Raw genomic sequence first — 16,457 nt, forward strand, 5'->3', positions numbered from 1 at the left:
GCATTCTAAATAGTGGCACCGTTAGATGCAATCACGCCTTTATACCACTCAAATGACTTTTTGCGCTTGCGTTCTAGTGAGCCAGATTGATCATTATGCTTATCTACGTAAATGAATCCGTAGCGTTTTTTCATCTCACCGGTGGTGAACGACACCAAATCGATACAGCCCCAAGGGGTATACCCCATCAAGTCAACACCATCAATCGCAACGGCTTTTTTCATCTCTTTGATGTGATCGCCAAGGTAAGCAATGCGATAGTCGTCATTAATGCTGCCATCTTCTTCAATGGTATCAACAGCGCCAAAACCGTTTTCAACGATGAACAGTGGCACTTCATAGCGCTCATAAAGAGATGCTAAGCAGTAACGCAGGCCTGTTGGGTCAATCGGCCAGCCCCAATCGCTCGACTTAATAAACGGGTTCTCTACTGAGTTTTCATGTCCACCGTCCATCGCTTCTTCTGTTGATTGGTGAGACGACGAATCCAAGGTATTCGACATGTAGTAACTAAAGCCTAAGTAATCGGCTTTACCCTCTTTTAGGATCTGCTCATCTTCAGGCTGCATTTCGATATTTAAGCCTTTGATAGCCCAATCACGTTTTGCGTAGCTTGGGTAGTGACCACGAACCATGACATCAGAGAAGAAGTAACGATCACGCATCGCTTGCTGCGCCACCATGATGTCTTCAGGCTTTGAAGAACGAGGGTAGAAAGGCACCATCGCACACATTGCACCGATCTGAAGATCTGGATTTATCTCGTGGCCTTTCTTAACTACCAATGCGCTTGCAACAAACTGGTGGTGAACCGCTTGGTACATCGCTTCTTGCGGCTTTTCGCATTGTGGGAACTTCACGCCAGAGCACAACCAACCGAAGATGTCTGCTGAGGTGTTCATCTGGTTATTGATCTCGTTAAAGGTCATCCAGTACTTCACTTTGTGCTGATAACGCTCCATCACCGTGGTGGAGTACTTAACAAAGAAATCGATCACTTTACGATTCATCCAACCGCCATATTCTTTGGCTAGGTGGTAAGGCATTTCAAAGTGACTCAGCGTCACAACTGGCTGAATATCGTATTTAAGAAGCTCATCAAACAAATCATCGTAGAACGCTAAACCCGCTTCACACGGCTCGGCTTCATCACCATTCGGGAAAATGCGCGTCCACGCGATACTAGTGCGGAAACACTTAAAGCCCATCTCAGCAAATAACTTAATGTCTTCTTTGTAACGATGGTAGAAATCAACCGCCACTTGGTTTGGGTAGTTTTCACCGTCGATCACACCATCGGTGATTCGACGTTGAACACCATGAGCGCCTGTCGTTAACACATCAACCACACTCACACCTTTACCATTCGCATCCCAGCCGCCTTCTAACTGATGCGCTGCTACTGCACCGCCCCATAAAAAATCGTTCGGAAATTCGTTGTTCATACCATCACTCACTACAAGTTATTCGTCAGAAAATAGATAGGTTTAAGGTAACAAACTTAAAAGCTGCAACTCTGAAACCGATTTCAAGATTCAATAAAGATACACACTGAAACCGGTTTCAACAATAATTAATGGATCTTTTTTTGATCGAACTAAAGACTAATCAAAAGTCAGCGTTACAATCAATGCTGCTCAAAATACTGGTCATGCTGTGATTTGCCAAATTGGTCTTGAGTTCCTGGGTAGAACTGAACGAGCGTCTGATCCGCTAGTGTGAGGTGAATCCAACCCTCCTTAACTCTCAGCCAATTGGTGCCGCTGGTCTCATAGACGACAGGAAAATTGCCCCAGCCTGACTCTGATACCTGCAGCTCTTTAAAGCGGTTAATCGGGGTTAGCTTATTGCTGTCGAAATTTGCGTCGGCATAGACTGATAATGGCTCGATGGCATCGATTAGCTTAAACGTATAACAGCTCACAGAGGCTGAAGTGCGATCAAACCACTGGTAAGGTTGCGCACCGATTAAATCGTAGACCGTACAATCATTGAATTGAATCGCCCACTCTTGGTGAGCTTTAAAGCCAAGGTAACCAATGGGTTGTGACGAGTCAGGCTTCGCACCTGGCTTCTTCTCATACACCAGAGCTGAGGTAACACATCCCATAAGCCCAAGACTAAAAAGGAAAGTCAAAGTACGCTTCATCATTGTAATACCTCAGTTCCGTTAGTGAATTAAACGCTATTCAAGCGCCTTCTATTAAACGGTAAGCTCCAAGCGATTACCATCCGGATCGAGTACACAGCTCTCATAATAGCCATCACCTGTTCTTCTTGGGCCATCTAAGCGCTCATAGCCATCTTCGACCAAACTTTGAGTCAGTGCATCGACCGCTTGTTCAGACCCTAGTGAAATCGCCATATGAATGAAGCCTGTGAACTGATCATAGATGTCGTCTTTCGATTCAGGGACAGAATCCATTTCCATAATCTCTAAACGACTTCCAGTTTCAAATGAGAGGAAGTAGGAAGAAAACCCTTTAGTTGGGTTGTGATATTTTGAGTTCGATGTCGCGCCGAAATAATCTTCATAAAATAGCTTCAGAACTTCAAGTTGTTTGGTCCAAATTGCGATGTGTTCAATCTTCATTTTGTTTGCCTAAGTTTGATGTCTAACGCTAGATTACTCATCAAATAAGGAACTATAAACAGAACGAAATTCATCGAAATTGTTCCTGATTAACGGACTCGATTTTATGTCCATAACCGCACAGTATTGGTATCTATGTTTGTGTAATAGTTATCTTTCCTCCATAGTCGGGTTTTACACATTCTGAGATATAAGCCGTGAACTTTCTAAAATTAATAACTCTCGCTGCGATATGGGGCGGTTCGTTTCTGTTCATGAGAATTGCCGCTAACCCATTGGGCCCAGCAGTGTTAATTGAAGCAAGAGTACTGTTTGCAGCAATCACGCTAATGTTGGTGTCTTTGTATTTAAGAAAAAAGCTGACGTTCAACACTCATGCTAAACACTTCTTTATTCTTGGGCTGTTTAATACCGCAGTTCCCTTTTTACTGTTCGCTTATGCCGCGCAAACACTTAACGCTTCGACCCTAGCCATCTTGAATTCTACCGCGCCAATATGGGCGGCAATCATTGGTGCGATATGGACTAAAACAGCACTCGAGGCGAGAGTTCTAGTAGGACTTGGGATTGGGGTAGCGGGAGTAGGAGTACTCGTTGGTTGGGATGCGATAAACATTGGCCATGAGGCTGTACTTCCGATTTTTGCTGCGGTGATGGCCGCGTTTAGCTACGGAATAGCTTCAAACTATACCAAACAAGCACCTAAAGTTGAGGCATTCAATAATGCTCATGGCAGCATGTGGGCTGCGGTATTGATCGTGTTGCCGTTCATCTTTTTCATTCCGATGAGAGAGGCTCCGGATCTAACTATTACCACATCGGTTATCTTACTGGGCGCGGTGTGTACTGGACTTGCTTACCTGCTTTACTTCAATCTAGTTTCTGAACTCGGCGCACCTTCAGCCCTGTCCGTTACCTTCATCATTCCGGTATTTGGTATTCTCTGGGGTAACTTATTCTTAGGTGAAGCAATTGGTATCAATACGATTACTGGTTCAATTCTGGTAATCACTGGCACCATGTTAGTGACAGGTATGACACCTTCTAAGATGATAGAGAGCGCAAAACAAAAACGTGCTGCGAGAGCTGCTCGCTAATTAGTGACCAATGAACCCATAACACCTCAACAATGCATGCTTGAACCGCTATAAAAGCTAATCGACAACAGATAATTTATCCACGGCTAATCAGCCATGTATTGTTGAATCTTGTTCCTCAACCACTGATGAGCAAGGTTCGACTCCGTTCTTTTATGCCAAATCATATATTGCTGCATCGGCAACACCTCAAACGGTTGCTCAAGTACTTGAAGTTGGAATCGCTCTGCAAATTGGTTAGCGAAGTCACGAGAAGTACTACCAACACAATCAGAGCCAGAAACTAACACACACATCATCATCAATGAATCACACTCAGAACTCACTTTTCTCGGTTTGATAGCCTGCTTAGTAAAGTAATCTGCAGTGTACAGACGAGAGCGACGCATCCTAAAAGTCACATGCTTTTCATCGTAATATTGAGCTTCAGTGACTGAACCATCAATTCTTGGATGCCCCTGGCGAGCGATCAACACCAACCTATCCTCAATGACTTGCTGATTCATGTACCCATTAACTTGTGGGTAGTGGATATCGATCGCTAAATCTGCTTGCTGCATACTTAAACTCTGAAGCAAATCTTCTTCGTTATTCGGTACCATATTGAACTCAATAGAGATATTTCCAAGAGTATTATCTTTTTCTACAAGAGGTTGAAGCTTGGTTAAACCTATCTCATTAACCAGAATTCGAAACACATGATGTTGTTGATTATCGAACTGTTGCAATGAACTTACAGCGCTTGAGATTCCGTCTAACGCAGGTTCGATTCTAAGTGCTAATTGCGTTGCAGCATTCGTGGGACTGATCCCTCGCCCCTCTCTGATGAAAAGATCGGTGCCTAACTGAGACTGCAATCGCTTGAGTGCGCCACTCACACCCGGCTGTGTCATACCCAGAGACTCAGATGCCAAAGTTATCGACTTCAACCGATACACTTCTAAAAACACATTCAGCAAGTTTAAATCTAACTTTTCAACGTCACTCACAAACGAACTCCTTATTAACAAACCTTTCTATCTGGCTACTGGCTACTGGCTACTGGCTAGAAAATCACACTCTAAATTCTGTTTATCACTAAAGCTTAGCTTATACATAACAGTTCGTGATGTATTAACTAAAGTTTACTTTATTTTTTGCTATGTTTGACGGCCATATAATCCTCTCAACGAAACAATTCCCCGAATTGAAGAGGCTCTAATGACAACTTCACGCACTTTCAAAAATGCTTCACTGTTCCTTGCAATCTCTCTAGCGTTTCCTGCTATTGCTGCAAATCATGACCATGCACACTTTAGTGACATTGGCGACCAAGGTGGCAAAGACGCGACTAAAATGACAACACAAGCCAACCAAGAATTTGCGAAAACGCTCAACTTCTCAGACACCCGAGCGTTCGACAATAACAACAGAGGTCTAATCGCAAGCTTCGACCAAGAAACAGGCGACATCATCCGTAACAGTTTCAACTTTATCGAACCAAGTGTCACAAACGCAGACAAAGCACCTGATTCAGTTAATCCATCATTATGGCGCCAAGCAGTACTAAACCAAGCAGCTGAAGGTTTGTATGAAGTTGTTCCAGGTAAGGTTTACCAAGTACGAGGTGCAGACTTAGCGTCTATTTCTTTCATCCGCAGTGACAATGGTTGGATCGCCTATGACGTTCTTCTCACCAAAGAAGCAGCCGCTAAATCACTCAAATTCTTCAAGAGCAATGTGCCTGATGGCGGTGAACTGCCTGTTGTCGCAATGATCTACTCACACTCACACGCTGATCACTTTGGTGGCGCAAGAGCGATTAAAGACGCTTACCCAGATGTGAAAGTGTACGGTTCGAAAAATATTACCAAAGAAATCGTAGACGAGAACGTATTGGCAGGTAATGCGATGTCTCGACGTACTGCTTATCAATACGGTGCTACGTTGAACCGACATGAACACGGTATTGTTGATGCGGCATTATCGAAAGGCCTATCAACAGGTAGCATTACTTACGTACTGCCAGACTACGAGCTGAACCATAACGAAGAAATTGAAACGCTAGTTATTGACGGCTTAGAAATGCAATTCATGGATGCATCAGGCACCGAAGCGGCATCAGAAATGGTCACTTACATCCCAAGCATGAAAGCTCTTTGGACAGGCGAACTGACCTACCAAGGCATGCATAACCTGTACACGCTGCGCGGTGCAAAAGTACGTGATGGTTTGAAGTGGTCTAAGAAAATCAACGAGATGCTAGTGACATGGGGCGAAGAAACAGAGGTGCTGTTTGCTTCTCATTCAGCGCCAGTTTGGGGAGAGCAAGAGATCTCTGATTACCTAAAAATGCAGCGTGACGCGTACGGCTTTACTCATAACCAAACACTGCGCCTAGCGAATAATGGGGTGGTTTTACAAGACATCGGTGACGAGATCTACAAAGTGATGCCAGACAGTATTCAACAATCTTGGCACACCAATGGTTACCATGGCACTTACTCACACAACGCTCGCGCTGTGTATAACATGTATCTTGGCTACTTTGATATGAACCCAGCCAACCTAAACCCGCTGCCGATAGAACCAGAATCGGTGAAGTTTGTTGAGTACATGGGCGGTAGCGACGCTGTGATTGAAAAAGCACAGCAAGATTTCCAAGAAGGTGAATACCGCTTCGTTGCAACAGCACTGAATAAGGTGATTCAAGCTGAACCGGAGAACAAAGTTGCACGTGGCTTATTGGCCGATACTTACGAGCAATTGGGTTATCAATCAGAAGGTGCAGGTTGGAGAAACATCTACCTAACGGGCGCTCAAGAGCTTCGTATTGGCACACAGCCGGGCGCACCAAAAACAGCATCACCGGATGTATTGGCTAACATGACCATTGAGAACTTGTTGGATTACTTAGCGGTAAAAGTGGATTCATTGAAGGCTCAAAACACGCCATTTACGATGAACATTCAGTTACCTGATGTGAAAGAGTTCTACTACGTTGAAATGTCTAACGGTAACCTGAACAACATTCAAGTATCAGACCTACAAGATGCAGATACTACACTGATCATCAACAAATCAGATGTGTCTGACATCGTACTGAAGAGAACGACACTCAATAAGCTGATGGAAGCAAGGCAAGCAGGTGTGAAAGGCGACAAGTCGTCTCTTAACAAACTATTGTCTTCTCTCACTGAAGCTGATACCTCTTTTGAGATTGTGCCTCGCCCGAACAAAGGTGAAGAAGTCGATGCTGAGCTATACCAAGATTCAGCTGTACACGCTCATTAAGGTCTAAATAACAGCATTATAATAACGTCAACGAAGCCAATATAGGCTATCACAAGGCTAATACCGACCAAGCCTCAGCTAATTCATTTAGTTGAGGCTTTCTTATCAAAGAATAAAGCAGTGCTTCATTTCCTATACTTTCCAATCAACTATCATAAAGTAGCAGCACCCAGGCGGTCTCTTTATGGACCTCTGTATTGTCATATTTCTCACTTACAACACAATTCATACCCTTTCTTAGTCCCAGCATGTGAACCAATAGAAATTTTGTGCGGTCAAACTTTGTTATAAAAGTTGCACGGACAACGTTTCAAAGGAAGAAAGATGCAAAAAAAAATCATGATCACAGGCGCGACAGATGGTATAGGTTTAGAGACAGCAAGAATGTTGGCTCAGCAAGGACACCATATCCTGATTCATGGACGCAACCCTGCGAAACTGAATAAGGTAAAAACCAGTTTATCCAGGCTCTCTAAAAACGCAGTCATCGAAAGTTATATTGCTGATCTATCTTCCCTGGCAGATGTAAAGGAACTCGCACAGCAGATCAACTCAGCGCACAAACAACTTGATGTACTGATTAACAACGCTGGCGTTTATAAGGTAGATAAGATCACAACTCAGGATAATCTAGACGTTCGATTCGTCGTTAACACGATTGCCCCCTACCTACTCACACAATTACTACTTCCACTTTTTGATTCCTCTGGTCGCATCGTCAACTTATCTTCAGCAGCACAGGCCCCTGTAGATCTTGATCTGATGACCAGCTCAAACGCAGGAGAGTTAGATGGCCCTATTTATGCGCAAAGCAAGTTAGCCCTCACAATGTGGTCTATCAGCCTCGCTCACAAAATCGGAGCTAACGGACCATCGATTATTCCTGTCAATCCAGCTTCATTCCTTGGCAGTAAATTAGTCAAAGATGCCTACGGGTTGGAAGGAAATGACCTAGGTATTGGTGCTGACATTTTATCTAGAGCGGCATTGTCTGATGAGTTTTCCAACGCTTCTGGGAAGTATTTTGATAATGACTCAGGGCTATTTAAAGACCCTCACTCTGATGCTTTAGACACAGACAAAAACCACAAACTGGTGACCACCATAGACCAGTTGATTGCAGAACACCTCTACTCTCGCTAGCCAGATACAAGGAGTGTTCCATATTTAGGAGCGCTCCAAAACCCCAAACTCACCGATATCTTGACGAGAGAACTTCATCTATTGTTTAGGTAAAATTGAAATGGTTCCTCTCCCAACAAATTGGCATAGCGTTAACGAAATAACGGCATTACGCATGCTTGATGAAAGCTTGGCTTAATTGCTGAAAGAGTGAGTCTACGTTGGGGAGGGTCGTCAAATGCGCGGACAACGGAGTATGAACCTGCGCATCCACCACAGTTGGATTCCCGCAAATTTGATTATAAAAATTCACGGGCTCAACGATGTTCTCTAGGTCTACATCTAACAAGATACAAGCTTGAGAAAGTACGATTTGGCCACCCCCTTGTTTAAGCAATACACGTTGCGCAGTACCCACTATTTTTTGTTTATTGATATTGAGGTTGTAGTCACCATCACAATAAGAGCCAGGGGTTGCGTGTACATCCACACCAATGCCCAGCTCTTTAAAAAACTGGGTTAAGACATCGCATAAATGTCGATACGCTGTTTGGATGTTGTAGGCTTCATCACGAGGCCAATGGTAAATGTGCGACAGATTAATGATCCCCGGCAGTTGGGGAACGGGAGCTCCACCCGTTTTTCGAGAAGTGAGTTGCCAGCCTTGTTCCGCGAGTTGCTTTCTAGACTCTATCGTCACTGGCCACTTTTTACCTGCGGGTAAAACGAGCGTTGGCGTTTTTGCTTGCCACAGCATTAAGGCTTGTCCAATCTCACCCGCCTGTATTTGCTGCAATAATTCAGCTTCTTTTTCAAACGCACGATCAACATCAATGTGCGGGTAACGTACGAGTTTATTCGTTAACTTCAATGCACTTTTCCTCTACAGATTGTGGTGACTTAGTATTTAGCGTTCTGGGATGGTTGATGAGATAAACATACCTTTGAAACCCAATGCAGCATAGCACCAATTACCCCTCCAGCCCTTTTTCCTTTAATTATTGAGATGCATTGATTTAGCTAAACTACTTCCACTTTGATGGCTTCTGTCTGACAAGGTTGTCTGATATGGTGGCGGCAGAACTTCAGCAACTGTTTTAGATAGTATTAAATATGAAAACACTAACCATACTTGATGGCGGCATGGGCCGAGAACTCAAAGAAATTGGCGCGCCATTCTCTCAACCGCTTTGGAGCGCTCAAGCTCTGATTGAAGCCCCTGATCTTGTTAGCCAAGCGCATCAAAATTTTGTCGATGCTGGCGCTGAAATCCTGATCACCAATAGTTACGCGTGTGTACCTTTTCATTTGGGTGAATCACTCTTCGAGCAACGAGGTTTTGAACTAGCAGCGCTATCTGGCGAACTGGCGAAGGCGGTTGCTGATAATGCTCCTCACACAGTGAAAGTTGCGGGCGCGATTCCACCGCCGTTTGGCAGCTACCGACCAGATTTGTTCAAGGTAGAAGAAGCAGCACCAATCATTCAAACGCTTTACGATGCTCAAGATCCAAACATCGACCTTTGGATAGTGGAAACGATTTGTAGCCTGCAAGAATTCGACTCAATTCACGCGGTACTCAAGCACTCACATAAGCCGTGTTACTACGCATTCAGTTTGGAAGATACCAAGGGCGATTTTGCGAACATTCGCTCTGGAGAGAGCGTAGCGGATGCCATTAAACTTGCCTGCCAATCAAACGCGAAAGGCATTATGTTTAACTGTTCAGTGCCTGAAGTGATGGATCAAGCGATCATTGATGCAAAGAAAGTGATTGATGAGCTAGGTAGTGGTTTAGAAATTGGTGTCTACGCCAATAACTTTGCACCTATCAGCAGCGAACATAAAGCAAACGACATGCTTCAAGAAATGCGTGAACTGGATGGTCAAGGTTATCTAACTTACGCCAAACGTTGGCACGCACTGGGCGCGAATATCGTCGGTGGCTGTTGTGGCATCGGTCCAAAACACATTCAAGTTTTGGCGGATTGGAAACGTTCCATACAGAGCTAATAATAACATCACGACAACAATCTAGATAAATAGAGAACAGGTTGAGAAATCTGTTCTCTATTTGTATGTGGCGTCTCTGAGTACACTGATACAAAACAACGATTTGGAGCAACTGATGAACGACACGCAACGAAAAATTAAATGGGGCATCGCAGGGCTAGGCAACATCGCCAATCGATTCGCAACCTCTGTAACAGAGCACTGTCTGCGTGGTGAACTTTATGCGGTTGCCGCGAGAGACCATAAACGCGCAGCCACGTTCGCGAATAAATTTGGTTGCGCTAAGGCTTATGACTCTTATGAGGAGATGGCGAATGATCCAGCAGTAGAAGCGGTTTACATCACCACCGTTCACCCATACCACCAGCCACTTGCCGAGTTATTTCTAAAGAACAATAAGCACGTATTGGTCGAGAAGCCAGCTTTCACTAACCTTGCTGATTGGCTTGAGATGAAAGCTCTCGCGAAACAAAATGGCGTGATGCTGCTAGAAGCGATGAAGACCGTGGTGTTTCCCGCGTATCGTGAGCTCCAATCATTCTTGGTCGACAACAACATTCAGATAGACTCAATCGAAGCCAGCTTTGGTAACCATCACGACTATGACCCAGAGTTATTTATCTTCAACCCAGAGTTATCAGGTGGAGCAACGCTCGATGTTGGGGTCTACGGGCTTTGGTTCTTCTACGACCTGTGTCGAACTCTGAGTGTTAACCCTTCAAAACCTCAAGTAGAGGTGTCATGCCTGTATGAGGGGGCGAATGTTGATACCGATGCGTGCTTTACCTTCTCTGGTGGTATGAACGGTAAGATATCGGCATCAACGGTGCAAAACCTTCCCCGATCAGCACACTTGACTGGGCCCGACACTAAGATCACCATTCACGAAAAATGGTGGAATCCGGCCTTTATTGAGATTGAACATCAAGGGCAGAAGTCGACCATCAACAAACGAGTGACGGGCAATGGATTCGAGTTTGAAATTGACCATTTTTCAGAGTTAGTCCTTCAAGGCAAAACTGAGTCCGATATCCTAAACCCAGAGATAACCTTTCAAGTGCTCGATACGATGGAAAAAGCACTCATTGACTCTGGCTATAAACATTTAACTCAACCTCGTCGTTAGGAAAAGCAAATTGGGCAACCTTAAGCGCAAGCTTGAACTGTATGAAAAGATATTTCAGGCTTTTGGGCCAGGAGTATCACACTGTCAGATCAACCAACTGGCCACGCTGCTGCATGTAAGTGAACGTCACGTTCAAACCTTACTCAAAGTAATGACAGCACAAGGTTGGATTGAGTGGCAAGCAAGCTCAGGCCGAAGCAAGAAAGCACAACTGATGTGTCTGGTTGAGCCCATTGAGGCGTGTTACCAATACGCACAAACCCAAGCCGATACGGGCAACATAGAACAAGTGTTTAGCACCTTAAGCTTCAACGGCCGCAATGCAGGCGCAGAACTGCAAGCCTTTCTAAACAGCGCTAATCAATCTGCGCAGAACGTCGCGTACATTCCCTTTCACCGAGAACTCGAAGCACTTCATCCTCAACGAGTGCTTAGACGCACCGAACGTTTCTTAGTGATGCAAGTTTGCCAGCGCCTAACCACCGTTCAACACGGCAAACTCAGCGGCGATTTGGCGTATCATTGGCAACCTAATCAAGACGCTACGCAATGGCACTTTCAAATTCGCAATGGCGTTCAGTTCCATAACGGCAGAACACTCGAACCTCAAGACATAGCACGCAATCTTAACTCGCTAATTCAAAGCAAAATATGGCGTCGCTGCTATCAGCATATTGATGAGGTTTCTGCTTCGGCTGGTAATGTGGTTGTCGTGAAGTTGAATCAACCGGATTGGCATTTACCGCGCTTACTTGCCAGAGTTGAAGCCTCCGTATTTGATCACTCATCACCGACTGATAGGCTGATTGGATCTGGCGCGTTCTCACTAGACATATTCTCAAGCAAGATGTTGAGATTAAGCCGTAATAGCACGTATTCACACAGCACTCCGATTCTCAATCGAGTCGAGTTGTGGGTCTATCCGGAATGGGCACAGAGCAAAGCTTGCGCTCAAAATCAGGTGTGCGTAAAACTGCCCGAAAAGACGGTCACTGTGTGTGGCGATGACCATTCTTCCCAACCGGATTTCGGCTCAACCTTCTTCAAGATTCAAAGCCCGATGTTGTCGAAAACCGTTCGTGAATTCACTGTTGAAGACACCTCTGAATGCCAAACCCTTTTCGAGCAATTGTCAGTATCCGGCGACAGCAAAACCAACGTGAAATATGGACACTACCTAACTAACTACCTAACTACCAAAGATGTCGCGCTATGCAGCATTATTGATGAGAACGACACCTTCACTTCGTGGTTAAGCTTTTTCACTCGCTTTCCCTTTGAGGACTTAGCACTGCCTACTGAGATGATAGACAGAATCGAACAAGGCTTAACCTCAATAACAAACCAGCCCAACTTTGAGTTAGCGATGAATGCACTGTTGGAACTCAAGCATTGGTTGAATGACTCTGGGGTTGTGGTTGAGCTCAAGCAAGAGGCGTTCAACTTAGAGGTTTCTGAAAAGATACAAGGCGCGCAAGTAAATGGATTCGGTTGGTGCGAACTCGACCAATTGTGGATTAGCCACTTCTGAGTAAGACCTGAAAGAAATCATTGGGCACAAAGACTTATCTTTAACATTCAGCTGCCAATAGCGTCATTATCAGGTGCTAAAGTAATATAGACATGAGGCTAGGCTAAATTAGTCTCAACCAAGGTAAGCTTGAGAACAGTAAAAACAAAATAAGCTCAAGCTAAATAAACCAGTGAGAAGGTAAACCATGACTCGACACTTAAAAGGCCCATTATTGTTTCTTTGCGCGCTCTCTTTTAACAGCATGGCGAGTACCCAATGCGATGCGCTTATAGGCTGTGAAAAGAAATTCTGTGAGATCGAATATCAAATAAAGAAGGCTGAGCAGTACGACAATCAGTACAAAGTGGAGCGATTAACCACAGCGTTGAAAGCGGCGAAAGAGAACTGCACCAATGAAGGTTTGAAGGATGATCTGCGTGAGAAGATTGAATCCAATGAACAAGATTTAGCTGAATACCAAGCCGACTTAGAAGAAGCAAAACAAGACGATAGAGCGGATAAGATTCGAAAATATGAGGGTAAGATCGAAAAAGAACTGCGTAAAACCGATAAATTGAAGCAAGAACTGACTGAGATCCCTTAATCGAAGCTAGATACAGAAATGGTCTCACTGCTTTACTGCTTAGTTAGACCATTTAGAAAATACCGCTTTATGGCAACCTCAAGAACCAATCTAGCCAACGCCAGTCGTTATTATCCCACCAGCGCCAATTCAGACTCTTTATAGATACGGTTGGCCACGTTGTATGCCGCAGGCAAAGTTAGGGTCTCTTTGCATCTGCGCTTAAACTGCTCGACTTCAATCGTTTGTTCTTCTAGTAAATAAAACAACTCACTCAAGTAGTTAGCTTCAAACACAGCTTGACCAAGTGGCGTGCATTCATATCGGCTCGACTCTTGGTAACCAATCACCGTCAGCACAGATTCTGGCAACTCCCAGAACTTAGCTATGGTGTAAGTCAGGCGAATAGAGTAGCTGTTCATCAGGCGCTTCAACGCTAACGAGTTAGGCGGAACAGAAGGATCTACATGCTTGAAGGCTTCAACCATCATTTGGAAAATGATCATCTTGCCTAAGTTGCGAATCAACCCAACAAAGTACGCCGCCGCTTGATCTTCTTGGGATGAAGAATCTTTCATCAACTCCTTAGAAAAAGACGCGGTTTGAACGCTGTGATTCCAAATTTTCTCACCGAAATGACGCCAGTAAATATTGTTGCCCGGCGTGAAGTTCTTCATGTAGCTATTCACAACCCCTTCAACAAGTCCTTGAGAACCCATATTTAGGAATGCTGTTTTTAGGTCGGTTACCTGTTTTTCACTGCGTTTGTAGAAAGCACTGTTAGCCAGTTTAATTACATCGGCAGCCATACTCGGCTCTCGCTCAATTACTTTCAACAGAGCATCTACATCAAATTCGTCACTCTGTAATTCTGCCATTAATGTGGTCACAGAGGCTGGCATCACTGGCAATTCATTAAGCAAGGCTTTTGGAGAGCGAATCAAACGTTCGATCTGACAAGCAACAAAGTCACTAAACGGATCTGACTCCGTTCGCAGGCGAGACTCTCCAAATAAATAGTCAAGAAACTCAGCATCGTGCAAGCTTATTGCTTTATCAACAATGAGTGATGATTCATGAGCCGATGAGGACGGAACAAAAATAGAAGAATGAGATGGTGCAGTGCTTTGCTCAAGAACGGAATCAGAAGAAACGCTTTGTTGAGAGACACTCTTTGATGAATCATTTTGCTTACTTTGATTAGAAACAAAAGGGGAAAATAGTGCCTGCAATACCCTTTTAAACATCAATACGGCTCCTAGATGGATATAAAACAGATCGGGATATATAACAGCAGTGATTATTGCACAGATAACTCATAAACCACACAGTGATAAATCAATCACTTATTTTTTAGCTGTATAAGATCAGATACTCACAAGCCTTAAAACCAGACCCACCTCTATTTCACCTTCTCCCAAACGAAAAGAACGAGCAGGTAACATGTACTCGTTCTTGCCTATATTTGAACCGTGAATCTCTATAACGTTAGCGTTGAGCCACTTCCAGAACAATCTTGCCGACGTGCTTTTTTTTCAAGAATTCCTCTTGTGCTGTATGAATATCAACAAGGGAATACGACTCCGCAACTATCGCGCTAATCTGTTGTTGTTCAATTCGATTAACTAAGTTTTGAAACACTTCAGGCTCCAGCACAGTACAACCGAAGAAGCTTAAATCTTTCAAATACAAAGTTCGTACATCGAGCTCGACCATAGCGCCACCAATTGCGCCAGATACGGCATAACGGCCACGGGGTTTCAGTACTTCAAGGAACTGAGGCCACTTGTCACCGGCAACCAAGTCGATAACCACATTGACGCTGTTTGCGCCTAACGCTTTAACCAGATCAGCATCACGAGCAACCACTTCATCAGCACCCAATTCAAGTAACTGTTGGTTTTTACTTGGGCTAGTAATGGCAATAACATAAGCGCCACGAGCTTTGGCTAGTTGAATAGCAGCCGAGCCCACACCACCCGATGCGCCAGAAATAAGCACGCGATCACCTTCGGTTACGTTGGCACGGGTTAGCATATTTTCTGCGGTCGAGTAAGAGCACGGGAAAGACGCTAGCTCAACATCCGACATGGTGCTGTTCACCGCATAAGCGTGTTTCGCCGCCACTTTGGTGTATTCAGCAAAACCACCATCGCATTCCGAACCGAAATACCATGGTTGTGGTAAATCTCGTCCGTACACTTCAGTCAGACAAGGTTCAATCAGAACACGTTCACCAATACGATCAGCAGAGACTTCATTGCCGACCGCCACGATGAAACCACATACATCAGCACCTTGGATGCGAGGGAACTGCAACGCTTCACCCGACCAACTTGCGTCGTCTGAGTCATCACTTTTAGAGTACCAGCCGATTCGTGTGTTGATATCCGTGTTGTTTACGCCCGCGGCCATCACTTTGATCAGCACTTCATTAGGTTCAATTTCAGGAACAGCGATATCTTCACGGTAACCAAGCATTTCTGCTCCGCCGTGTCCTAACATCTCTACGCCTTTCATTGTTTTTGGTAATTCGAATTTCATCGTGTTTCCTTGAGTAATTTTGTCACCATATTCTGTGCTGATGTAACGGCTTTTTCGCCTAATACTGGCCACGCGCTTGATACACCTTCATGAAGTAGAAAAAGCTCTGAAGCCAGATCATCTCGTTGACTCTGCTTACCCAGAAGTGCTTTTACTTCTCGTTTATGTTCAGTAACAGCTTGGTTAATTATCTCGTTGTCAGGAAAAGCCGCCATCGCATTCATCGACATACAACCGCGCGGCGCATACTCTTCCATCCACTGTTGTAACTTGTTGAAGATATCAAGCATCGACTCAAGGCCACCAGCAGGTACATTTTCTAATAGCAAATTTAGGTAACGGTGATGACGGTGCTCTAAGGCGCCCACTATCATCGCTTCTTTCGATGGAAAATGTTTATAGAGCGTACGCAGGCTGACATTACACGCCGTTTTCAGCTGAGCCACACTCGGCTCAGCAAACCCTTGTTGGCTAAACGCCACTTCAAGACTTGCTGCAATCTGTTCTCTTAACAAGCTAACCTCTTATACCTAACCAAAGGTAGAATGATTGTTCTACACACATAGTAGAGCGATCATTCTACCCATGTCAAT

The 16,457-nt window shown here is 44.5% G+C and carries 15 protein-coding genes; 7 read left to right on the forward strand and 8 right to left on the reverse strand.

From position 1 onward, the window contains the following. Positions 1-5 precede the first annotated feature (5 nt). The 3 genes from OCW38_RS21125 to OCW38_RS21135 all read right to left on the reverse strand — a co-directional run bounded on the left by OCW38_RS21125 (position 6) and on the right by OCW38_RS21135 (position 2,593). The gene (locus OCW38_RS21125) at positions 6-1,445 is read right to left on the reverse strand and encodes a 6-phospho-beta-glucosidase (protein ID WP_065612757.1); all 1,440 of its coding nucleotides are present in this window, start codon (positions 1,443-1,445) and stop codon (positions 6-8) included. Between the two features lie 182 nt (positions 1,446-1,627). Then, positions 1,628-2,152, reverse strand: coding sequence for a hypothetical protein (locus OCW38_RS21130; RefSeq protein ID WP_016784369.1), 525 nt, complete (start codon positions 2,150-2,152; stop codon positions 1,628-1,630). 51 nt (positions 2,153-2,203) lie between these two features. Then, positions 2,204-2,593 carry a VOC family protein gene (locus OCW38_RS21135; RefSeq protein WP_010431863.1) on the reverse strand — a complete coding sequence of 130 codons (390 nt, stop codon included), beginning with the start codon at positions 2,591-2,593 and terminating at the stop codon, positions 2,204-2,206. Between the two features lie 254 nt (positions 2,594-2,847). Between OCW38_RS21135 and OCW38_RS21140 the strand changes: the two genes are divergently transcribed. Then, positions 2,848-3,690, forward strand: a complete 843-nt coding sequence (locus tag OCW38_RS21140) for a DMT family transporter (protein WP_016767346.1) — start codon at positions 2,848-2,850, stop codon at positions 3,688-3,690. A gap of 86 nt (positions 3,691-3,776) precedes the next feature. Here the strand turns inward: OCW38_RS21140 and OCW38_RS21145 are convergent, their stop codons facing one another. Next, the gene (locus OCW38_RS21145) at positions 3,777-4,679 is read right to left on the reverse strand and encodes a LysR family transcriptional regulator (RefSeq protein ID WP_010431866.1); all 903 of its coding nucleotides are present in this window, start codon (positions 4,677-4,679) and stop codon (positions 3,777-3,779) included. Positions 4,680-4,890: 211 nt separating this feature from the next. Here OCW38_RS21145 and OCW38_RS21150 point away from each other — a divergent pair, with 211 nt between their 5' ends. Continuing rightward, positions 4,891-6,963 carry an alkyl/aryl-sulfatase gene (locus tag OCW38_RS21150; protein WP_016767345.1) on the forward strand — a complete coding sequence of 691 codons (2,073 nt, stop codon included), beginning with the start codon at positions 4,891-4,893 and terminating at the stop codon, positions 6,961-6,963. 324 nt (positions 6,964-7,287) lie between these two features. Next, positions 7,288-8,106, forward strand: a complete 819-nt coding sequence (locus tag OCW38_RS21155) for an SDR family NAD(P)-dependent oxidoreductase (protein ID WP_010431869.1) — start codon at positions 7,288-7,290, stop codon at positions 8,104-8,106. Between the two features lie 148 nt (positions 8,107-8,254). Here the strand turns inward: OCW38_RS21155 and OCW38_RS21160 are convergent, their stop codons facing one another. Continuing rightward, a complete protein-coding gene (locus tag OCW38_RS21160) occupies positions 8,255-8,956 on the reverse strand; it encodes a lipoate--protein ligase family protein (protein WP_016767344.1) in 702 nt (233 codons plus the stop codon). A gap of 242 nt (positions 8,957-9,198) precedes the next feature. On the opposite strand from OCW38_RS21160, the gene OCW38_RS21165 reads away from it, so the two are divergent. The 4 genes from OCW38_RS21165 to OCW38_RS21180 all read left to right on the forward strand — a co-directional run bounded on the left by OCW38_RS21165 (position 9,199) and on the right by OCW38_RS21180 (position 13,341). Next, on the forward strand, positions 9,199-10,098 hold the full coding sequence (locus tag OCW38_RS21165) for a homocysteine S-methyltransferase family protein (protein WP_016787425.1): 900 nt from the start codon (positions 9,199-9,201) through the stop codon (positions 10,096-10,098). A 115-nt stretch (positions 10,099-10,213) separates the two neighbouring features. Next, positions 10,214-11,224, forward strand: coding sequence for a Gfo/Idh/MocA family protein (locus OCW38_RS21170; protein ID WP_261896034.1), 1,011 nt, complete (start codon positions 10,214-10,216; stop codon positions 11,222-11,224). A gap of 10 nt (positions 11,225-11,234) precedes the next feature. Beyond that, positions 11,235-12,755 carry an SgrR family transcriptional regulator gene (locus tag OCW38_RS21175; protein ID WP_146492919.1) on the forward strand — a complete coding sequence of 507 codons (1,521 nt, stop codon included), beginning with the start codon at positions 11,235-11,237 and terminating at the stop codon, positions 12,753-12,755. Positions 12,756-12,942: 187 nt separating this feature from the next. Next, the gene (locus tag OCW38_RS21180) at positions 12,943-13,341 is read left to right on the forward strand and encodes a DUF1090 domain-containing protein (RefSeq protein WP_016784374.1); all 399 of its coding nucleotides are present in this window, start codon (positions 12,943-12,945) and stop codon (positions 13,339-13,341) included. 110 nt (positions 13,342-13,451) lie between these two features. Here OCW38_RS21180 and OCW38_RS21185 read toward each other — a convergent pair whose 3' ends face one another. The 3 genes from OCW38_RS21185 to OCW38_RS21195 all read right to left on the reverse strand — a co-directional run bounded on the left by OCW38_RS21185 (position 13,452) and on the right by OCW38_RS21195 (position 16,379). Beyond that, positions 13,452-14,567, reverse strand: coding sequence for an HDOD domain-containing protein (locus OCW38_RS21185; RefSeq protein ID WP_016787429.1), 1,116 nt, complete (start codon positions 14,565-14,567; stop codon positions 13,452-13,454). A 241-nt stretch (positions 14,568-14,808) separates the two neighbouring features. Further along, positions 14,809-15,864 carry an alcohol dehydrogenase family protein gene (locus OCW38_RS21190; protein ID WP_016767338.1) on the reverse strand — a complete coding sequence of 352 codons (1,056 nt, stop codon included), beginning with the start codon at positions 15,862-15,864 and terminating at the stop codon, positions 14,809-14,811. Continuing rightward, on the reverse strand, positions 15,861-16,379 hold the full coding sequence (locus tag OCW38_RS21195; RefSeq protein ID WP_261896039.1) for a TetR/AcrR family transcriptional regulator: 519 nt from the start codon (positions 16,377-16,379) through the stop codon (positions 15,861-15,863). Before OCW38_RS21195 ends, OCW38_RS21190 begins: the two co-directional genes overlap by 4 nt. Between the last annotated feature and the right edge of the window lie 78 nt (positions 16,380-16,457).

It is taken from the genome of Vibrio cyclitrophicus, from assembly GCF_024347435.1.
GTDB lineage: Bacteria > Pseudomonadota > Gammaproteobacteria > Enterobacterales > Vibrionaceae > Vibrio > Vibrio cyclitrophicus.